Raw genomic sequence first — 20,559 nt, 5'->3', positions numbered from 1 at the left:
GCCTGATTACGTGCAGAAACGTAAGTTTCAAAGCTTTACCCGGCAACCTATTTGAATCGGTAGACGCGGGTGGGAATTGAATCCACTTCTGACCAAGGACGAACCTTGGAGCCATGGGTTAGCCTAGCAGAAACCATTCAAAAGGAGAACCCCCTTGGCAGAATTCAAGGATGTAGCCGACCAGGTGCGTGACATCGCAGAAGTTCCCGCTGTGGAGGTAATAACAACCACCGCAGTGCACTTGATGAGTGCCGCCGCAATTCAATGTGGCCTAGGTGAAGATGGCGCCAAGGGCGACCTTGATGAGGCGCGAAAGCTAATTACTGCGCTCGCTGGTTTGGTAACCGCGGCCGCAGCCGACATTGGTGACCACCACGCTCGCCCACTTCGCGATGGTTTGCGGTCGCTTCAGTTGGCGTTCCGCGAAGCATCTGCAATTAAGGATGCTCCTGGTGCCGGCCCTGGTGAAAAATTCACCGGCCCGGTTAATTAACACTCAATTTGTCGCTGGCTTTACCACTAAGGCCATGGAATCAACCGAACTCGAGATGACACCGCTCGCGGCCCAGGTCTGAGTAACCCGATGAAGAATCTCTTCTAGCTGTTCCTTGGATAACCCGGCTACAACTTGTAACTCAACTTTGACCTCAGGCCCCGCAAGTCTTGACTGCGGGTCTAGTGAACTTACTAAAACTTTGGCAATTGCACCTTCGGCGGCAACACCGTTCTCAAATGCCGAAACAACTTCAGGTGAAAGATGTGGTGGCTTCCAGTTCTGCTGCTGAGCCATAGCGGCAATCGCTGCGCGCCTGAAGGCAAATTCAGTTTCTGACCCCGGATCCAAAATAATTCTGGTGGTGCCTTCGCCTGCAGCTGCTAACGCAACCCTGATCGCATCACTTGGCACTGGTCGTGCGGTGGCATTCCAACGCTGCATTGCTTCGACGGAACTAAACACCGGCAGGCCGACTTGTCCATCGGGAGTTTCAACATTAACGATTGAAAGGTCGGCACTTTTATCCACGGTTTGTCCGTGCGCACCTTCTTCTGATTCGCCAAGATCGGCGAGAAGCGGAATAAGCAAACGAGATTTCGAAAATTCGGAAAAGACTTTTGAGGCGTCACCGGTTTCGTGGAATTCATGAATTGCATTCACAAGTTCTGGGCGTGCAGAACCATCATCATTCGCAAACGGGTTTTCGCTGAACGCACGGCCATCCCAGGGAACACCAGCAGAATCCGCGAGCGGATTCTTGTTGATGTGTTGGTGATTGTGGCTCTTCATCAATTACGCGTTTGCGATTGCTAGTGCTTCTTCGAGAGTGAACTTGCCCGCGTATAGCGACTTACCTAGAATCGCACCCTCCAGGCCTTCATTTACCAATGCGCGAAGATCGGTGATGTCTTGAAGTGACGAAATACCGCCGGATGCAACAACTGGTTTGTTGGTGCGCTGCATAACTTCGCGAAGCAGTTGGATGTTTGGACCTTTTAGCGTTCCGTCTTTGGTGACGTCGGTCACGACGTAGCGCGGGCAACCTGCATCCTCAAGACGAGCAAGGACCTCCCACAGGTCGCCACCCTCTCGAGTCCAACCGCGGGCAGCTAGTGTGGTGCCTCGAACATCAAGACCAACTGCGATGGCATCGCCAAACTTTGCGATAACTTTTTCAGTCCACTCTGGGTTCTCAAGTGCCGCAGTGCCAAGGTTTACGCGGCTTGCGCCTGCCTCTAGCGCTGCTTCAAGGGAAGCGTCATCACGAATCCCACCTGATAGTTCAATCTTTACTCCGCGACCAAGCTCGGTCTTTGCCGAATCAACAACTTCGCGAATGATTGCACGGTTGTCGCCGCGACCAAAGGCTGCATCTAGATCTACCAAGTGAATCCACTCTGCTCCAGCGTTGATCCAAGTTTGAGCAGCTTCGAGCGGGCTCCCGTAATCTGTTTCCGAACCTGCCTCTCCCTGAGTGAGTCGAACGGCTTTTCCATCGGCAACGTCTACTGCAGGGAGAAGTTCTAGATACTTTGACATTTTGTTTCCTTACTTAAAAAGTTCCGAGCCAGTTGCCTAGCAACGTTATTCCGGCTTGACCAGATTTTTCTGGGTGAAATTGTGTTGCGGTAAGTGGTCCGTTCTCAACCGCTGCTACAAACTTGCCCCCGTAGTCACCCCAGGTTACTTTTGGTGCGGCAAGCGGGCCATCAACAACCAACTCCCATTTCTTAACTCCGTATGAGTGCACGAAATAAAAACGCTCGTGCTCAACGCCGCTAAATATTTTTGAATTCTTTGCAGCCTCAACTGTGTTCCAGCCGATGTGCGGCAAAACTGGTGCGTCAAGTTTTTCTACGGTGCCCGGCCACTGGCCAAGACCAGGAGTTTCTAGACCGTGTTCAACACCAAGTTCGAACATCACCTGAAGACCAACGCAAATTCCTAGAACTGGTTTTCCAGACACTAGACGCTTGTCGATTAATTCACCCGCGTTGATTGCATTTAGCTGTTCCATGACAGCCGCGAATGCTCCAACCCCCGGGACCAAAAGCCCGTCTGCTTTTAATGCAGAATCACGATCGCGAGTTAACTCAACATTGGCTCCGGCTTCGGCGAGCGCCTTTGCAGCCGAGTGAACGTTACCGCTTCCGTAATCGAGAACGACTACGCGGGGTGCGACCACTTACAGTGCACCCTTGGTCGAAGGAATTCCTTCAACGCGTGAATCAACCTCAACGGCCTTACGGAACGCGCGAGCAAAAGCCTTGAACTCTGCCTCGGCAATGTGGTGGGCGTCACGGCCATCGAGCACGGTTAGGTGCACGGTGATTCCGGCGTTCAAAGTGATTGCCTCAAAAACGTGACGCACCATCGAACCGGTGAAGTGACCACCGATTAGGTGATACTCAAAGCCTTCAGGCTCCCCGGTGTGAACAAGGTAAGGACGACCTGAAACATCAACTACCGCACGAGCCAAAGCGTCGTCTAGGGGAACGGTTGCATCGCCGTAGCGACCAATCTTTGCCTTGTCGCCGAGAGCCTGCCTGATTGCCTGACCCAAAACGATCGCGGTGTCCTCGACTGTGTGGTGCACGTCGATATCGGTGTCGCCAGTTGCTTTGACGGTTAGGTCAACGAGTGAGTGCTTTGCAAAGGCGGTAAGCATGTGGTCGAAAAATGGCACCGAGGTAGAAATGTCGGCGCGACCAGTGCCATCGAGGCTGAGGGTTAGCTCAATCGATGATTCAGAAGTCTTGCGCTGCAAAGTTGCAGTACGGCTCATGAAGTTGCCTTTCGCGAATGCGATGGATGATTACTCAATCTTAGCGAAGGACTACTTTTTGAGCACCTGACGAAGCGCCTCAAGGAAAGCTGAGGTCTCCGCCTCTGTACCGGCACTCACGCGAAGTGTGCCTGGGATTCCTACGTTGCGAATCAAGACACCCTTTGCTAACAGTGCTTCGAATACCCCGTTTGGATCTTCAAGTCCACCGAACAAGACAAAGTTTGAATCGGAACGATAAGGATCTAGGCCCAAGTCTTTGAGTTCAAGCATGATGCGGTCACGCTGGAAACGAATGTCATTCACGGTGGCCAGCATGGTGCTTGCGTGATCCAGTGCTGCCTCAGCAGCCGCCTGAGTGAAAGAACTCAAGTGATACGGAAGGCGCACTAGGCGAAGAGCGTCGATGACTGCGGGATCGGCGGCAAGGTAGCCAACGCGTGCACCGGCAAAGGCAAACGCCTTACTCATGGTTCGAGAAATCAATAGGCGCTCGCGACCCTCAAGCAGATTAATTGCACTTACCTCTGTGTTGCCACCGAATTCTGCATAAGCCTCATCGACCACAACCACTCCTCCGGTTGCTTCGGTAACTGCCTCATACGCGGCTTCGATGCAGCTAAGACTTAGCGGGGTTCCGGTTGGGTTGTTTGGTGAGCAAAGCATCACGATATTTGGCTTGTGTTCCAAAATCGCTTCGCGAATGAGTTCAGGTGAAAGCTCGTAGCGATCCAACCGGGGGGCATCGACATAAATTGTGCCAGTGCCCTGGGCGATTAATGCATACATGGAATAGGTGGGACCAAAGCCAAGCGAGCTACGACCTGGGCCACCAAAAGCTTGAAAGATGTGCTGCAAAACTTCGTTCGAACCGTTTGCGGCCCAAATGTTTTCTGCCTTTAGATCGGCGCCTAGGTAATTCGCAAGAGCGTTGCGCAGTGCGAGGAATTCCCGATCTGGATATCGATTGATGTCTAGTACTGCTGCCGCTAGGCGACCGATGATGTCTACGGCTACCTCTTCTGGGATGCGATGGGTGTTCTCGTTGACGTTCAACGCAACTGGCACTGCCAACTGAGGCGCGCCATATGGTTTACGACCTTTTAGGTCGTCGCGGATTGGGAGGTCATCGAGTTTAGCCACCACCCAAGGTTACCCTGAGCCTTGAAACGAGATTTATGCCATTTCAAATGGCTTGCCATTTGAAATCAAAATTATTGTGGAATGGCAATGCGCTGTCCTGGCTTTAGATCAGTCGAGGTAAGGCCGTTTAGGTTTACAACATCCTGCATCCAGTCCTGTGGATCGGTATTTGGGGCAACTTGCTCGGCAAGGTCCCAAAGAGTTTGCCCGGCTGACACCGTGATGTATTCGAACTTGGCAGCTGAGCTGCTGGCTTGCCCATTTGCGGTGGCGGTGTTTACAAAACCAAAGATGCTGGTTGTAGCAAGGGCCACAACGACGGCGGTACGGAAGAACTTTCGTGCTGCTGGGGTCTGAGACATCTTTTTGCCTTTCTATTCGAACAACTGTTCGTCTTTAGAACAAGAATACGCCCATAGTCCGACATTTTGTCAAGATATTTCTCTTTTTTTCGAAAATGTGTTTGATTTTGCCCAAAATAGCGAATACAGTTTCGATAAAGGTCCCATAACAGAGGCCTCCGACAATAAAGGCAAAACTCCAGGAAAGGCCCGCAATGGAAGAAAAAGACGAGAAGCGCCCTACCCGTCGCGCCTCCAGTTTGAGCCCAATGCAGGAGCGCATCCTTCAGACGATTCAGCGCTCTAAGGCTGAACGCGGTTATGTGCCGAGCATGCGAGAGATCGGCCTTGAAGTTGGCTTGTCTTCCCCTGCCAGTGTTAGCCACCAGCTCAACCAGCTTGAACTTGCCGGCTACATAAGCCGCGACCCAAAGCGCCCACGCACTATCGATGTGTTGATCGAGGTCGCTGGTTGGGAGGGTCAGGACGGTCAGGTAGCCGAGAATCCAACACCGATTGGCGATGCTGCCATGGTGCCAATGGTTGGCCGCATTGCTGCCGGTGGCCCAATCACCGCGGAGCAAAACGTTGAAGAGATTTTTCCGCTGCCACGCCAACTTGTCGGCAAGGGTGACCTGTTCCTACTCAAAGTTGTGGGTGAGTCGATGATTGACGCGGCAATTTGCGATGGCGACTGGGTTGTGGTTCGTCAACAACAGACTGCAGAAAATGGTGACATCGTTGCCGCATTACTTGAAGACGAAGCCACGGTAAAAACTTTCAAGCAGCAAGACGGTCACACTTGGTTGCTGCCGCGCAATTCATCGTTCGCACCAATCCTTGGTGATCACGCCGTGATTCTTGGAAAGGTTGTAGCGGTACTGCGTAGCGTCTAACTTATTGCGTTGCGTAGCTCTTGCGCTACGCAAAGAGAAAAAATCTTAAACGACTACGCGATAGGCACTTAGTTCCGCTGCCATCTCGGGTTTGACCATTGCTCGCACGAAAGTTCCATTCTCGCGATAGTCCAAGACCATAATTCTGCTGTTCAAATGTAGACGCGAAACCAGGTCTCCCCTGTCGTAAGGAATCAGCGCAGCAATTTCAACGTTCGGCTCTGGAAGAAGCGAAGCAATAATTTGCATTAACTCTTCGATGCCTTCACCGGTGCGCGCTGAAACACCGATTGAGTTCGGTTCCATGCCCCGAAGCGCCATGCGATGAGTTTCATCGGCTAGGTCAATCTTGTTGAAAACGATCAATTCCGGAATGTCTCGCGCACTAACTTCACCAATTACATTTCGAACGGTGGCAATCTGACCAGATGGATCCGGATGAGATGCATCAACCACGTGCACAATCAAATCACTGCCAGCAATTTCTTCCAGCGTCGAACGAAACGCCTCAACTAGCTGATGAGGAAGGTTGCGCACGAAACCAACGGTGTCTGCCAGCGTATAGTCCCGACCATCGGGTGTTTTTGCTTTTCGCACCGTGGGATCAAGGGTGGCGAACAAAGCATTTTGCACCAGCACACCTGCCTGGGTCATTCGGTTAAGCAAAGAGGACTTCCCGGCATTGGTGTAGCCAGCGATAGCTACCGCCGGAATCGCGTTGCGCTCACGATTAGCGCGTTTGGTTTCACGCGCAGGCTTCATGGCCGAAATTTGTTTACGAAGCTTTGCCATGCGCGTATTAATGCGGCGGCGATCAAGTTCGATTTTGGTTTCACCTGGACCACGTGAACCCATACCCACACCACCGGCAGCTTGACCACCGGCCTGACGCGACATTGACTCACCCCAACCACGAAGTCGAGGCAATAGGTACTCAAGCTGCGCCAATTCCACTTGGGCCTTACCCTCGCGACTCTTGGCGTGCTGGGCGAAGATATCCAGGATTACTGCGGTGCGGTCGATCACCTTGATATTGATCACGTCTTCAAGGGCTCGACGCTGACTGGGTGCTAACTCCGTATCGGCGATGACCGTATCGGCGCCTGCGGCCTGCACCAGTTGCTTTAGCTCCTGGGCCTTACCCTTTCCAAGAAAGGTAGCCGGGTCTGGGTTAGCTCTGCGTTGCAACAGGCCGTCCAGCACAGTCGCGCCGGCTGTCTCGGCGAGAGCGGCCAGCTCACGAAGCGAGTTTTCGGCATCCAGCAGCGTGTTGTTACCCCACAGGCCAATCAGAATTACTTTCTCAAGGCGCAGCTGGCGATACTCAACATCGGTGATGTCTTGCAGTTCGGTGGACAGCCCAGCAACTCGTTTTAGAGCGGAGCGATCCTCAAGATCGTATTGATCGCCATCTGTGTCGCTATAGCCGTGAGTCTCGACAGCGCCTAACGCTGCAGCGCGCTCACCACGACGCAGAATGCGCTCAACAACCTCGTCACCGCGGGATGACCCGTGGGTGAAAGTTGGCGAATCATCCTCGCCGAACTCCTCGTGGTTGTCTTTGTTCTTCACGCAACTAACACTAGTTTGCCTATCTGTAATAGTGTTTCGCTATGTCCTCGGAACACTACTTCTCTGAGACTCCCGGCAGCAATTACAAGCCAAAAGAAATCAACGTCACGATCAATGGTCACGATGTTACGGTTATCACTGCAGGCGGAGTCTTCAGCCCAGATCACATTGATCAGGGTACGAATGTGTTGCTCGCTCACTTGGATGAGGCACCGGCAGGTGGTGACATTCTTGACATTGGTTGTGGCTGGGGCCCTATCGCACTTTCCCTAGCCTCGAACTCGCCAAAGGCAACCATTTGGGCCATTGATGTGAACGAGCGCTCATTGGAATTAACTGCAGCCAATGCTGCTCGCCTTGGTCTTAATAATGTCAAATGCGTTAAGCCAGAGGATGTTCCAAGCGATTTGCAGTTCAGCGGAATTTGGTCAAACCCGCCTATTCGCGTTGGCAAAGAAGTGTTGCACGAAATTTTGCTTACCTGGCTACCTAGGTTGCGTTCAGAGGCTGACGCCTATCTGGTTGTGCAAAAGAATCTTGGTGCCGATTCATTGCACCGATGGCTAGAGGCCGAGCTGCCAGAGAATTTTTCAACCATTCGAGTTGACACAGCAAAATCTTTCAGGGTTTTGCGAGTTCGAAATAAATAATTGCTGAACGAAAGTTAGCGAACTACCGACTTCAATTGGTTGAGATCTAACTGACCGTCGTAAACCAACTCTGCGGCACCGCTGAGTCCAACATGTTCGCCGTCTTCCGTTGCAAACATGCGCACACCTAGAACTCCGCCGGGAACGCGAACCTGCCAAATGTTAGGGGCGCCCGCACCTGCCCAGTGACGGGTTGCCAAAGCAGCTGCACAAATTCCGGTTCCGCAGGACAGGGTCTCACCCACTCCGCGTTCATAAACACGCATGTTGATGTGACCAACGCCATCTTTGATCATTGGTTCCGCCGGTACCACGAATTCAACGTTCGCTCCGTTTTCTGGAGCCGGTTCAATTCCGGGAGCTTCGTGAAGGTCTAAATCGGCAAGTTCGCGACCTGAAGCCAAAGCAACTACATAGTGTGGGTTGCCAACATTAATCCCGATACCCGGTCTGGCAACCTCAAGGCCATCGGTGTGAATTAATGCCTCTGCGCCGTCTAGCTTCCAGCGACCAATGTCAACTGCAAAGCCAGACATATTGCGCTGCAGGTCTTTGACGCCGGCTCGAGTACCGATTGAAAGAGTTTCGCCATCGGCAAGTTCAACCAGACCACGCTGAGTGAGGTAGCGGGCAAATACACGTGTGCCGTTGCCACACATCTCTGCTGTGGAACCATCGGCGTTGTAGTAATCCATGAACCAGACCGCATTTGGCTCTTCGGCCAGAATTGCCTGACCATCCGGATGATTTACCGACTTGATGACGCGAATAAATCCATCGGCACCAATTCCAAAGTGACGATCACAAATTTGTGCAATCTGTTCCTGGGTCAGATTAATTTCGCCGTCAGCATCGAGCACCAGCACAAAGTCGTTGCCCGTGCCGTGCCCTTTGGTGAAATTAATCTTGGTCATTCAACAAGCCTAAAGCCCAAGCCACGCGCTTACTAGGTTTGCCGCTTTAGAGTTCATGTCTTGATCTTGATAGTCAAGCCAGTGAATTCGGTTATCTCGTCGAAACCAAGACATTTGTCGGCGGGCATACTTTTGAGTGAGTCGAACGGTGTCGGCGATGGCCTCGTCTTGAGTCTTTACGCCATCAATCTGCGCCAGGGCCTGGCTGTAGCCAATCGCGCGACTTGAAGTCTTACCCTCTCGAATTCCCAGCGGAATCAGCGACCGCGCCTCTTCAACCAGACCCAGATTCCACATTGTGTGAACGCGTTTTTCAAGTCGCTGAACCAGATCCTCACGCGGACCATTCACACCGATTTCTAGCACCGGTTGCCGATCTTCTGGATGCTCTGGAAGTGCTGCGGCGAATGGCTCACCGGTGAGCGTAATGATTTCTATTGCTCTCACCGAGCGACGACCATTTTCTGGAATGATGCGGCTGGCCGCGATTGGATCTAGAGCTTTTAGTCGGCGGTGCATTTCGTGCGGTCCAAATTCCTCTAGATCAGCCTCTAGTTGAAGACGCAGCTCGGCGTCACGTGCCGGAAATTCAAAGTTGTTTAGTACCGCGGCGATGTAAAGCATAGAACCGCCAACCAACACCGGGGTAATTCCTTGTTGCTGCAGTTCAGAAATTAACGGCCGAGCTACAGTCTGGTACTCGGCAGCGGTAGATTCATCGGTGATTTCCAACCAGTCAATTAGGTGGTGGTAGATTCCACGCCGCTCTGCCACAGAAAGTTTTGCCGTTCCGATATCCATGCCTCGATAGAACTGCATGGAATCGCTGTTGACGATTTCGGCCTTGCCACCACCAGCCACAATTTGATCCACGATGGCCAGCCCAAGATCAGATTTACCAGCGCCGGTGGGCCCAACAACCGCAATTAACTTGTTTTGCATTAGTGGTGCGAGTGACCCGCGTGCTCTTGATTGGCCTTAGGTTGCCCCATTGTGGGCAGTCCAAGTGAAACCGCTGACTTGGCGCCGCTATCTGAACTTGGCACGGCGCAGGCTGCGGCTTCGGCGCGATCCCAAGCATCACCGGCAATGGTTCTGCGCACAGAATAGTTCTTTTGATTATCGGCGAGCAGGTGGTACGGCGCAGCCTGGGTTATGACCACGGTGACCATATCACCTGGTCGCGGAGTTTCAGCACCGGCAGGGACCTCAAAGTGAACCAAACGATTCTCAGGCGTACGACCACTCATTCGGGCCGTGGCATCGTCTTTGCGGCCCTCGTAGGCAACCAAAACTTCAACCTGAGTACCAATTTGTTTCTGGTTCTCTTGCAAGGCAACTTCATTGACCAAAGCCATCAAACGCTCGTATCGTTCCTGCACAACTTCTTTGGGAATCTGATCTGCCATTTCGGCAGCCGGAGTGCCAGGGCGCTTTGAGTACTGATAGGTGTAGGCAGCCGCGAAACGAGATTCGCGAACAACCCGCATGGTATCTAAAAAGTCATCTTCAGTTTCGCCGGGAAAACCAACGATGATGTCTGTGGTAATTGCAGCGTTCGGAATCTGCGCACGAACACGATCTAAAATTCCAAGGTATTTTTCACTCCGATAGCTGCGGCGCATATCTTTGAGCACCTTGTCACTGCCCGATTGCAGCGGCATGTGTAGTTGCGGCATAACATTGTGAGTCTCTGCCATGGCGTCAATGACATCATCGGTGAAGGCAGCTGGATGCGGACTGGTAAAGCGCACTCGTTCAAGACCCTTGATGCCCCCACACGCGCGAAGCAATTTGGCAAATGCGCCCTTGTCGCCAAATTCAACACCGTAGGTATTTACATTCTGACCAAGCAGTGTGACCTCTACAACGCCCTCGGCAACCAAAGCCTCTATTTCGCCAAGGATTTCTCCGGGGCGACGATCCTTTTCTTTACCGCGCAAACTTGGCACGATGCAAAAGGTGCAAGTGTTGTTGCAACCAACGGAAATCGAAACCATGCCTGAATAAGTTGAGTCGCGCTTGGTTGGCAAATCGCTTGGGAAAGTCTCGAGGGCCTCAAGAATTTCCACCTGTGCCTCGTTGTTGTGACGAGCGCGCTCAAGCAGAGCCGGTAGAGACCCGATGTTGTGAGTTCCGAAAACTACATCAACCCATGGGGCCTTTTTTACGATGGTCTCGCGATCTTTCTGAGCTAGGCAGCCACCGACGGCAACCAAAATGTCTGGGTTTTCCATCTTCTTTTCATTCAGGATGCCCAGGTTTCCGTAAAGTTTGTTATCTGCGTTTTCGCGAACCGCGCAGGTGTTGAAGACCACGATGTCGGAGTTGCCTGGCTCCCCTGGCACGTATCCGGCACCCTCGAGCAAGCCGGTAAGGCGCTCTGAGTCGTGGACGTTCATCGCACAGCCATAGGTGCGCACCTCGTAGGTGCGTGGCGCCTGCTGTGTGGTGGTCATAATCAACCAGTTTACTTAGGGCTATTGATTAGCGTCAGCCTCTTGGCTGTAGGACTCTTCAGCGAACTTGATTGCCGCAAACACCGATGTGCTGCCGTAGCCCTTGCGCTGCAGGTAGCCGGCCAGGCGGCGCGTGCGAACATCACGTTCTAGATGGGCCATTTGGCGGTATCGACGAATGGCCAGCTGCTTGGCCGATTCAAAATCGTCTTCGGCGGTGATGACAGAGATTGCTTCTTCGACAAGCTCCTGGCTGACACCCTTTTCGTTGAGCTCTCGCTTGATGGCCGACTTGGCTAAGCCCTTGTAGTTGCGCCGACTATTGACGATGGTCTCGGCGTAGGCGGCGTCATCAATCAGACCAACCTCGGTGAAGCGTTCAAGAACCTTCTCGGCAATCTCGGATGGGATCTCTCGTTGCTCAAGAATTTTGCGCAGCTGCGAAGTTGACTTGGCACTGCGTGCCAACTGGTGAAGTAGCACGTTGCGGGCACGGGTTTCTAATTTCTCAGGAGAAAGCAAACGGGGCTGATCAAGAGATGAATCACCATCACCGGGTATGGGCCGGCGAGAAGATGATCTAGAGCTCTTTGATCTGCCCCGTTGGAAAGCCATTAGTTAAGAACTATGCGCTTGCCGCTTTTGGAGTCTTGACTGCCGAAGCAGCCACTTCGCCAATAGGCGATTCAGAAACTTCAGTTTCTGAATCCATTGGTAAGTCTGCAACCGCACGAGGCACGCCAATGCCCAGCTTGGTCTTGATTTTCTTCTCGATCTCGTCGGCAACCTTAGGGTTATCGATCAAGTACTTACGAGAGTTTTCTTTACCCTGGCCAAGCTGTTCACCTTCGTAGGTGTACCAGGCGCCAGACTTCTTTACGATTTCCTGCTCAACACCAAAGTCAAGCAAGCTACCTTCACGTGAAATACCAACACCGTAGATGATGTCGAACTCGGCCTGCTTGAACGGTGCAGCCATCTTGTTCTTAACAACCTTTACGCGAGTACGGTTACCAACTGCATCGGTGCCGTCTTTCAAGGTTTCGATGCGGCGAATGTCTAGGCGAACAGATGCGTAGAACTTAAGGGCCTTACCTCCGGCAGTAGTCTCTGGGCTACCAAAGAACACACCGATCTTCTCGCGCAGCTGGTTGATGAAAATCATTGTGGTTCCGGTGTTGTTTAGCGCACCGGTTAGTTTGCGAAGGGCCTGTGACATCAGACGCGCCTGAAGACCAACGTGTGAATCACCCATCTCACCTTCGATTTCGGCACGTGGCACCAAGGCGGCAACCGAGTCAATAACCACTAGATCGATTGAACCTGAGCGAACCAACATGTCGGCAATTTCAAGAGCTTGTTCACCGGTGTCAGGCTGGCTGACGAGAAGGGCATCGGTGTCTACACCAAGTGCCTTGGCGTATTCAGGGTCAAGGGCGTGCTCGGCGTCGATGAAGGCTGCGATGCCACCATTGCGCTGAGCGTTTGCGATGGCGTGAAGCGCCACGGTGGTCTTACCTGAAGACTCTGGGCCGTAAACCTCAACGATTCGGCCCTTTGGAAGTCCGCCAATACCTAGAGCAACATCCAGAGCAATGGAACCAGTCTGAATGACTTCTACCGGAGCACGTTCATCTGAACCCAGGCGCATAATTGCACCCTTGCCGAACTGACGGTCAATTTGAGCTAGTGCTGTGTCTAGCGCTTTTTCGCGATCTGATGGAGATGGCATTTTTTCCTCTGCTTTCTGAATCTCTAGTTATTGCTGACCGTATTCGAGGCAGTCGACGATCGACCCTCGGTCAAGCAGGTTGTTGATAAATGCCTTCAACTTCCTGCTGTGAATAACCTAACACCATTCGAACAAGATTTCGATAGTCAATTCAAACGGCGTGTCGAATTTTCGGTGTTTTGTTCAGCAGTGGATTTAGCTGGGTGTGGGCTTTTTGGCCTGTGGTTTTCCTGCCCAGCGCTCTCTGGGCACATGATTGGCCTCGCACAAGGCTAACCAGACCACCTTTGGGTCTTCGCCGGCAGCCAGGGCGGCTTCAGCGGTTTGATCACCAAGGGCACCAAGAACTAGGTCTCTGGAGATTACCTGGGCATAGGCCGGACCGAATTCATCGGTCATTAGGGCTTGGAATTGGCTAAGTCGCATTCGCCTTAGCGGCTTGAGGCCAGGCTTGGATCATTGTCGGCCAAAAACGCCGCAGGAATAGTGTCCGGAATATAAGATTCCGGCACAAAATCAACACGGCCTGGGATGTAAGACTGAAGACCTTCGTTGGCAAAGGCTGCCTCTAGGTTCACACCCTCAACCAGGGCCAGGCGGTCACTGACCTCGCGCATGATCACCGAAATTGGTACTTCTAGAGCATCGGCTAACGAGCCAAGAATTTCTGAAGAAGCCTCTTTTTGGCCTCGCTCAACCTCGCTCAGATAGCCCAGGGCCACGCTGGCACGGCTGGCAACCTGACGCAAAGTCTGACCCTTTTGCAGACGGAAGTCGCGCAGAACATCACCGATTTCTTGGCGGACTAGTACCACGTTGGCCTCCTAACTTCTTCTCACAGGTAATCTACCGGTTCGTTGTGACAAACATAAATCCAAGATGCTGAGGATTCCCTGAATGCCACATAGAAGATAACTGAATTATTGGGCCAGGCATTCCCCCAGGGCAGCGATAGCTTCGCTCACGGTTGCGGTGCGAATCGCCTCGCGGCCACCCGAAAACTGGTGCGCGAAGACCGCGTCCCCGATTGACCCGGGACCAGAAATAGCCACGTAAACCGTTCCCACTTCAATGCCGTCTTGCGAGTCCGGACCGGCAACTCCAGTGGTGGCAATTCCTATTACCTGAGATTCATCGGTGTTGGTTTTGTTGGCCAATTTTGTTCTGATTCCGGCTGCCATTTGAGCCGCAACCTCTGGGTCTACCGCACCTTGATTTTCTAAGAGGGTACGTGAGACGCCCAAGAGTTCGTGCTTCAAAGAAGTTTGATAAGCAACTATTGAACCGAGTAAAACTTTGGAAGCCCCGGCAACGGACACAAATTCTGCAGAGAGCAGGCCGCCGGTTAGCGATTCTGCAATCGCAAGTTTGAAGCCCCTGAATTCCAGATTCTTCAAAATCTCAGCGGCCGACATTTATTCTTTGATTCTCTGTTGACGAGCGCGGCCGGCGGCGATCAAATACTGCAGGCCGGTGGAAACGGTGATGACTAGCACCACTGCGGTGAGGACGGACTCGACCGTTAGGTACCAGGGTGCAAATGCGAATTCAAGCGGAGAAGCTAGCGAACCAATTAGCACGCTCTGCAAGATTGTCTTTAACTTGCCACCCGATGATGCAGCCACTACCTCACGCTGTACGACGACTAAGCGGTAGACGGTGATGCCGAGCTCGCGAACCAAGATAACGATGGTCACCCACCAGGGAAACTCATTGTGAATCGAAAGCGCAATTAATGCGCCACCTAGAAGGGCCTTGTCGGCAATTGGGTCTAGCAGCTTTCCGAGATTGGTGATGAGTCCGCGCTTGCGAGCGATAGCACCATCAACACCATCGCTGATCATGATGACGATAAAAATTAATACGGAAAACCACCGAGCATTTGACTCTGGCTCAATCGCAAAAAGCGACCAAACAAAAAATGGAACGCAAAGAATGCGGGCCATGGTGATGATATTTGGCAGATTGAAAATTGATTTTGCTGATTTTTCAATCAGGTTTGACTTGTCAGCTGCTTGAGACATTATTGACGACCCGTCAATTTCCAGGCATCTTCGTCGCCGTCTTCATCATCACCAAAGCCATTACCGCCGGTGATGATTGAACGGTCCACGTTCTCGCGAGGAATGAAGTCTTCAAAATCTCCGGCTGCTAAATTGCTGGCGGCGGGTTCAGCATCGATAACTGCAGCTGCTGCGGCAACTGCGGGCGAGGCGGATGCGCCTGGCTCACCCCTTAGCTGAGCCAGCACCATAGGCAGGTCCTCTGGTTTTACCATCACGTCTCTAGCTTTTGAGCCTTCACTTGGGCCGACAATATTTCTGGATTCCAGAAGATCCATGAGGCGACCGGCCTTCGCAAAACCAACTCGTAGCTTGCGTTGCAACATTGAGGTGGAACCAAACTGGGAGCTGATGATTAGCTCGGCTGCTTGGAGAAGAACATCTAGATCATCACCGATGTCAGCATCGACCATATTCTTTGCAGCAACCGGGGCATCAACATCCTGACGATACTCAGGCTCCATTTGTTGCTTCACATGATCAACGATGCGCTGAAGTTCCGCCTCGGCCAGCCAGGCACCCTGAACACGCATTGGCTTGTTGGTTCCCATCGGCGAAAATAGAGCGTCACCCTGACCGATAAGTTTTTCGGCACCTGGCTGGTCCAAGATAACTCGAGAGTCGGTTACCGAGGTCACCGAGAATGCCAAACGGCTTGGCACGTTCGCTTTAATTAGACCGGTCACCACATCAACCGATGGTCGCTGGGTTGCGAGCACAAGGTGAATACCAGAGGCACGAGCCAACTGAGTAATACGAACAATCGAATCTTCAACATCCCGCGGCGCAACAATCATCAAGTCGGCGAGCTCATCAACCACTACCAATAGGTATGGGTAAGGCTGCAGCTTGCGCTGTGAGCCCTCGGGAACTTTCACCTCGCCGGCAACTACCGCACGGTTGAAATCATCAATGTGCTTGAAACCAAAACTGGCAAGGTCGTCGTAGCGCATGTCCATTTCTTTAACGACCCACTGCAAAGCCTCGGCGGCCTTTTTTGCGTTGGTAATGATTGGAGTAATGAGGTGAGGTACGCCCTGGTACGCGGCCAACTCTACTCGCTTGGGGTCAATCAAAACCATGCGAACTTCTGCTGGCTTTGCCCGCATCAGAATTGAGGTGATCATGGAGTTTACAAAACTTGATTTACCAGCACCGGTTGCACCGGCGACTAGCAGGTGAGGCATTTTGGCAAGGTTAGCGATTACGTAACCGCCCTCAACATCTTTACCAATTCCAATAGTCAGCGGGTGTGCGCTTTTAGCTGCCACATCCGAGCGAAGCACATCACCCAGTGAGACGGTTTCGCGATCGGTGTTTGGAATTTCAATACCGATAAGTGACTTGCCTGGAATTGGAGCCAGAATTCGAACTTCATTTGACGCAACAGCATAAGAAATGTTGCTGGCCAAACGCGTAACAGCTTCAACCTTTACACCTGGAGCCAGCTCCACCTCGTAGCGAGTCACGGTTGGTCCGCGTGAGAAACCAACTACCGCAGCCTCTACGCCAAACTCTTTGAACACGCTGGTGATTGAGGTAACCACCTGATCGTTGGCTGCCGACTTTGCCTTGGGTGGTGTGCCCGGGGCTAGGATCGCTAGCGGCGGCAACACGTATGGTCGATTTACCCTTGGTGCCGCCGGAGTTGAAGCCGGTGCCGCCGCAGCCGGGGAAACTTGGGCTGCAGGTGGTGCTACGAATTCGGCTGCTGGAATGGTTATGGGCGCAGTTGCGGTGGTGTCTACAACTGCTGTGCTGTTTTGATTAGCAGTGTCCACAGAGGGAATATCCAACTGGGTGGACTGCAGAGCGTCACCAAATAGGCCATCGAGTGCGTCGTCGTCCGCTGGAACGATCGCACTGTCAAAGGCACTGTCTTCGGCACCCTTGCCACGTCGCCACCAGGGAACCTTGGTGCCGTCGAAGGCATCGGGTATTTCATCTTCCACAACTTCAACGGCCTCGCGCCGCTTAGATTCACCAAATAAATAGGTGGCAAGTTCACGAAGTCGCTCGGTTATGCGGTTGGGTGCAGTTTTAGTCATGATCAGCAGCGAACCAAATGTGAACGCGGCTAAAACAGGGACGGTTCCCCAGATTGTGATGGTGTTATAAAAAGGCACCGATATTAGCCAGCCAAAAATACCGCCGCTGTAGGCGAGTGTCCATTCACCGTCGTAAGGCTGGACGACTTTGCCGTCCTGCAGGAAAAAGACGTGAAAGAAACCGCTGATCGAAACGATAAACAAGAAAAGGCCAATGCCGATTCGGCCATTGTCACGAATCGTGGAAGGGTGACGCATCAGGTAAATGGCAAAAATGATCATCACGACCGGAAGGGCAAACGAGACTCTGCCAAAAAGCGCACCCATTGTCCAGACGTGGACTCCGTGAGCCCAGTCTTGCTTGATTAGAACCCAACCAAAAATTGCACCGATAATGCCTAGTAAAAACAGGAAGAATGGCAAGCCATCGCGGCGATCTTCTTTTGCCATTTTGTCTGGGCTTAGAGCTCTTGCACCGGCTCCCACCGCGTGGGCAAAAAACATGTAGATAGCGGTTAGGGCCGAGCCTGATTCGCTTGATCCAGTTGAGCGTGAGTTTGCCTGACGAGCACGAGGGGATGCGGGTGCCTTGGGCGTGATGGCCCCGCGAGGCCCATTGGTGCGGGTGCGCGAACCTGCCGTAGCCCTTGAAGCGGGTTTACGAGGGGTTGGTTTACGCGTAGCCATGGTTCAAAACTAACAGCCAGCACCGTCAGATGCCCTTAGGCACGGCGAAGTTAGCCCTCGATGACCACCGGGATGATCATGGGGCGACGTCGGTGGGCCTTGTTGACCCAGGTTCCGATTGTGCGACGAATCACCTGCTGCAGCGCATAGGTGTCACGCACTCCCTCACCGGCAGCTTCAGCAAGCGCTCGTTCAATAAGTGGCTTCACATTGTCAAAGACATGATCTCCCTCGGCGAATGCTCGAGCGCGAATTTCAGGACCGTTAATTACTCGACCGGTATCTTTATCAATCACCGCAAAGATAGAGATGAAACCCTCCTCAGCCAAAACGCGGCGATCGTGTAGGTCATCATCGGTGATTGTGCCAACATTTTTACCATCAACATAAAGCAGACCGCATTCAACGGCGCCAACAACTTCGGCAATTCCATCTTGCAAATCAATAGCCCAGCCGTCTTCAGTGATCAAGACTCGCTCTTGGGGCACACCGGTTTGTTCGGCTAGCTTGCCATTGGCAATTAGGTGGCGGTACTCCCCGTGAACCGGCATCACGTTCTTTGGTTTCAGAATGTTGTAGCAGTAAAGCAATTCACCGGCAGCGGCGTGACCTGAAACGTGTACCTTGGCGTTGCCCTTGTGCACCACGTTGGCACCCAACTTGGTAAGCCCGTCAATCACCCGGTAAACGGCGTTTTCGTTCCCTGGTATCAAGGAGCTGGCCAAGATTACTGTGTCGCCCTCGCCGATCTCGATGTCATGCTCAAGCTTGGCCATGCGCGAAAGCACCGCCATTGGCTCACCCTGAGAGCCGGTGGACATGTAAACCACTTTGTCATCGGGCATGTTGGCCGCTTGCTTGAGATCTACAAAATCCTCTGTTTCGGCATTTAGATAGCCCATCTCAATTGCAATTTGCATGTTTCGGACCATCGACCGACCAACCAGGGCGACCTTGCGATGATTGGCTTTAGCGGCATCAACGACCTGCTGGACGCGGTGCACATGGCTAGAAAACGACGCAACAATTACGCGCTTTTTAGAGCGAGAAATAACATTCTCAATAACCGGGCCGATTTCTTTTTCAAGCGGAGTAAATCCGGGAACATCGGCGTTGGTCGAGTCGCTCATGAAAAGGTCAAGTCCCTCTTCGCCCACTCTGGCGAAGGCGCGCAGATCGGTTAGGCGGCCATCGAGCGGCAGCTGATCCATCTTGAAGTCACCGGTGTGCAGAATGCTTCCGGCTTTGCTTCTGATTACCACAGCAAGCGCATCGGGGATCGAGTGGTTTACCGCGATGAATTCAAGGTTGAATCCAGCGAGTGTTTCTTTGCGACCTTCGGCGACCACCATTGAATACGGCGTAATGCGGTGCTCTTTTAGCTTTGCCTCAACGAAGGCCAAGGTGAGCGCCGAACCAAGCAGCGGAATGTCCTGCTTCATGCGCAATAGATAAGGAACACCACCGATGTGGTCCTCGTGACCGTGAGTCAAAACGATTCCCACTACATCGTCAAGACGATCCTTGAGGTAGCTGAAGTCCGGCAAGATCACATCAATGCCAGGCTGGTGCTCTTCAGGAAAAAGCACGCCAACATCCACAATCAAGATTTTGCCGTCGATTTCGAATACGGTCATGTTTCGACCAATTTCGCCGATTCCACCAAGTGGAATGATGCGCATTACTCCCGGACGTAACGGAGCCGGGTGTGGCAGTGTCTGAACCAAAGGTTCTCTTTTCTATTCTGTTGTTGTGAGCTCTTGCCCACTTTTTAATCCTTCGCGACGACGCGATTATCTTGTGGTTCCAGCAACCTTCGGCAGTGCTCCACCGGCAGCTGCATTGCGATCAGGGCGGAAGTTATCAAAACTTACTCCCGTCACTGAGCCAACCAAATCGATGTCCGCCTCAATTCGGGCGGCTTCTGCGTCTTCGGGGCCAACCAGCGGCAGGCGAACACGTGGGCTAGAGATAATTCCAAGGCCGTTCAAGATGTATTTGGCGGCAACTGTGCCAGGCACATGAGTCATTGCGGCGCGCTGCAGTGGATCAAGACTGTTGTGCACGGTGAGCGCGTGGTGGAAATCATTGCGGTTTGCTGCGTCAATCATTTCGCGATAGGCAGCTGGCGCGATATTTGCAGTAACCGAAATACAACCAACCGCACCAATCGCAAGCTCAGGCAAAAGATTTGAATCATCACCAGAGAAATAGAACAAACCGGTCTCATTCATGATGCGAGTCGCCTGCGCAAGATCACCCTTAGCATCTTTCACCGCAACGATATTTGGGTGCTTTGAAGCGCGGTGGAATGTGTCCATGGAAATTGCAATTCCAGCTCGGCCAGGAATGTCGTAAAGGATTACCGGAAGATCTGTTGAATCAGCAACCATGCGGAAGTGGGTCAGCACACCAGCCTGAGTTGGCTTGTTGTAGTAAGGCGTCACAATCATGATGCCGTCAGCCCCTGCTTTTTCAGAAGCTTTGTAAAGTTGCATCGCGTGAGCAGTTTCGTTAGAACCACCACCGGTGATGATTTTGGCACGGCCACCAGAGACCGACTTGCCAACCTCGACCAGCTTGATCTTCTCTGCGTCGGTTAGTGTGCTTGTCTCACCAGTAGTTCCGGTAACCACAACACCATCGGCTCCGTTGGTGATTACGTAGTCAATCAGCTTCTCGGTATCGGCCCAATCAACTTCGCCGTCGGCGGTCATCGGGGTGACAAGAGCTACCAGGGTCTGGCCAAAAATGTTCTTCTGAGACATGGCTA

Annotated in this window: 22 protein-coding genes; 3 read left to right on the top strand and 19 right to left on the bottom strand. The window is 52.6% G+C overall.

Features of this window, described 5'->3' with window-relative positions:
- Positions 1-154 precede the first annotated feature (154 nt).
- Positions 155-493 (top strand): DUF1844 domain-containing protein, encoded by a 339-nt coding sequence (locus tag RHOLA_RS02440; RefSeq protein ID WP_038502120.1) that lies wholly within the window; start codon positions 155-157, stop codon positions 491-493.
- Positions 494-496: 3 nt separating this feature from the next.
- Here the strand turns inward: RHOLA_RS02440 and RHOLA_RS02435 are convergent, their stop codons facing one another.
- From RHOLA_RS02435 to RHOLA_RS02410, 6 genes are all read right to left on the bottom strand, one after another.
- On the bottom strand, positions 497-1,285 hold the full coding sequence (locus RHOLA_RS02435) for an SseB family protein (RefSeq protein WP_051636209.1): 789 nt from the start codon (positions 1,283-1,285) through the stop codon (positions 497-499).
- Between the two features lie 3 nt (positions 1,286-1,288).
- Positions 1,289-2,035, bottom strand: a complete 747-nt coding sequence (gene priA / locus RHOLA_RS02430) for a bifunctional 1-(5-phosphoribosyl)-5-((5-phosphoribosylamino)methylideneamino)imidazole-4-carboxamide isomerase/phosphoribosylanthranilate isomerase PriA (RefSeq protein ID WP_038502119.1) — start codon at positions 2,033-2,035, stop codon at positions 1,289-1,291.
- A 13-nt stretch (positions 2,036-2,048) separates the two neighbouring features.
- Positions 2,049-2,681, bottom strand: coding sequence for an imidazole glycerol phosphate synthase subunit HisH (gene hisH, locus RHOLA_RS02425; protein WP_038502118.1), 633 nt, complete (start codon positions 2,679-2,681; stop codon positions 2,049-2,051).
- Positions 2,682-3,281, bottom strand: a complete 600-nt coding sequence (hisB, locus tag RHOLA_RS02420) for an imidazoleglycerol-phosphate dehydratase HisB (protein WP_038502117.1) — start codon at positions 3,279-3,281, stop codon at positions 2,682-2,684.
- A gap of 51 nt (positions 3,282-3,332) precedes the next feature.
- On the bottom strand, positions 3,333-4,427 hold the full coding sequence (locus tag RHOLA_RS02415) for a histidinol-phosphate transaminase (protein WP_038502116.1): 1,095 nt from the start codon (positions 4,425-4,427) through the stop codon (positions 3,333-3,335).
- 68 nt (positions 4,428-4,495) lie between these two features.
- Complete coding sequence (locus RHOLA_RS02410) at positions 4,496-4,786, bottom strand: LysM peptidoglycan-binding domain-containing protein (RefSeq protein WP_038502115.1); 291 nt, start codon at positions 4,784-4,786, stop codon at positions 4,496-4,498.
- Positions 4,787-4,980: 194 nt separating this feature from the next.
- Between RHOLA_RS02410 and lexA the strand changes: the two genes are divergently transcribed.
- Positions 4,981-5,661 carry a transcriptional repressor LexA gene (gene lexA / locus RHOLA_RS02405; protein WP_038502114.1) on the top strand — a complete coding sequence of 227 codons (681 nt, stop codon included), beginning with the start codon at positions 4,981-4,983 and terminating at the stop codon, positions 5,659-5,661.
- 45 nt (positions 5,662-5,706) lie between these two features.
- Here lexA and hflX read toward each other — a convergent pair whose 3' ends face one another.
- The gene (gene hflX, locus RHOLA_RS02400) at positions 5,707-7,233 is read right to left on the bottom strand and encodes a GTPase HflX (RefSeq protein ID WP_051636208.1); all 1,527 of its coding nucleotides are present in this window, start codon (positions 7,231-7,233) and stop codon (positions 5,707-5,709) included.
- 41 nt (positions 7,234-7,274) lie between these two features.
- Here hflX and RHOLA_RS02395 point away from each other — a divergent pair, with 41 nt between their 5' ends.
- On the top strand, positions 7,275-7,883 hold the full coding sequence (locus RHOLA_RS02395; protein ID WP_038502111.1) for a class I SAM-dependent methyltransferase: 609 nt from the start codon (positions 7,275-7,277) through the stop codon (positions 7,881-7,883).
- A 14-nt stretch (positions 7,884-7,897) separates the two neighbouring features.
- Here the strand turns inward: RHOLA_RS02395 and dapF are convergent, their stop codons facing one another.
- The 12 genes from dapF to dapA all read right to left on the bottom strand — a co-directional run bounded on the left by dapF (position 7,898) and on the right by dapA (position 20,554).
- Positions 7,898-8,797, bottom strand: a complete 900-nt coding sequence (gene dapF / locus RHOLA_RS02390; RefSeq protein ID WP_038502110.1) for a diaminopimelate epimerase — start codon at positions 8,795-8,797, stop codon at positions 7,898-7,900.
- 9 nt (positions 8,798-8,806) lie between these two features.
- Complete coding sequence (miaA, locus tag RHOLA_RS02385) at positions 8,807-9,739, bottom strand: tRNA (adenosine(37)-N6)-dimethylallyltransferase MiaA (protein WP_038502108.1); 933 nt, start codon at positions 9,737-9,739, stop codon at positions 8,807-8,809.
- Positions 9,739-11,256, bottom strand: coding sequence for a tRNA (N6-isopentenyl adenosine(37)-C2)-methylthiotransferase MiaB (miaB, locus tag RHOLA_RS02380; protein ID WP_038502106.1), 1,518 nt, complete (start codon positions 11,254-11,256; stop codon positions 9,739-9,741). The genes miaA and miaB overlap by 1 nt, the downstream gene beginning before the upstream one ends.
- A gap of 21 nt (positions 11,257-11,277) precedes the next feature.
- Positions 11,278-11,871 (bottom strand): regulatory protein RecX, encoded by a 594-nt coding sequence (locus RHOLA_RS02375; protein ID WP_084321349.1) that lies wholly within the window; start codon positions 11,869-11,871, stop codon positions 11,278-11,280.
- A gap of 10 nt (positions 11,872-11,881) precedes the next feature.
- Positions 11,882-12,988, bottom strand: a complete 1,107-nt coding sequence (recA, locus tag RHOLA_RS02370; RefSeq protein WP_038502105.1) for a recombinase RecA — start codon at positions 12,986-12,988, stop codon at positions 11,882-11,884.
- 195 nt (positions 12,989-13,183) lie between these two features.
- Positions 13,184-13,414, bottom strand: coding sequence for a DUF3046 domain-containing protein (locus RHOLA_RS02365; protein WP_038502104.1), 231 nt, complete (start codon positions 13,412-13,414; stop codon positions 13,184-13,186).
- A gap of 5 nt (positions 13,415-13,419) precedes the next feature.
- A complete protein-coding gene (locus RHOLA_RS02360; protein ID WP_038502103.1) occupies positions 13,420-13,803 on the bottom strand; it encodes a helix-turn-helix domain-containing protein in 384 nt (127 codons plus the stop codon).
- Positions 13,804-13,908: 105 nt separating this feature from the next.
- Entirely contained in the window at positions 13,909-14,403 is a 495-nt protein-coding gene (locus RHOLA_RS02355; protein WP_051636206.1) for a CinA family protein, read from the bottom strand.
- Positions 14,404-15,012: a CDP-diacylglycerol--glycerol-3-phosphate 3-phosphatidyltransferase gene (gene pgsA, locus RHOLA_RS02350; RefSeq protein WP_051636205.1), complete on the bottom strand. Its 609-nt coding sequence runs from the start codon at positions 15,010-15,012 to the stop codon at positions 14,404-14,406.
- Complete coding sequence (locus RHOLA_RS02345) at positions 15,012-17,786, bottom strand: FtsK/SpoIIIE family DNA translocase (RefSeq protein ID WP_038502102.1); 2,775 nt, start codon at positions 17,784-17,786, stop codon at positions 15,012-15,014. The genes pgsA and RHOLA_RS02345 overlap by 1 nt, the downstream gene beginning before the upstream one ends.
- Before the next feature lie 50 nt (positions 17,787-17,836).
- Entirely contained in the window at positions 17,837-19,468 is a 1,632-nt protein-coding gene (locus RHOLA_RS02340; protein ID WP_051636387.1) for a ribonuclease J, read from the bottom strand.
- 111 nt (positions 19,469-19,579) lie between these two features.
- Positions 19,580-20,554 (bottom strand): 4-hydroxy-tetrahydrodipicolinate synthase, encoded by a 975-nt coding sequence (gene dapA, locus RHOLA_RS02335; protein WP_038502101.1) that lies wholly within the window; start codon positions 20,552-20,554, stop codon positions 19,580-19,582.
- Positions 20,555-20,559: the final 5 nt, after the last annotated feature.

This window comes from Rhodoluna lacicola (assembly GCF_000699505.1).
In the GTDB taxonomy this organism is placed as follows: Bacteria; Actinomycetota; Actinomycetes; order Actinomycetales; family Microbacteriaceae; genus Rhodoluna; species Rhodoluna lacicola.
The sequence above is the reverse complement of the archived record's forward strand: the minus strand, read 5'-3'. Positions and strand labels throughout refer to the sequence as shown.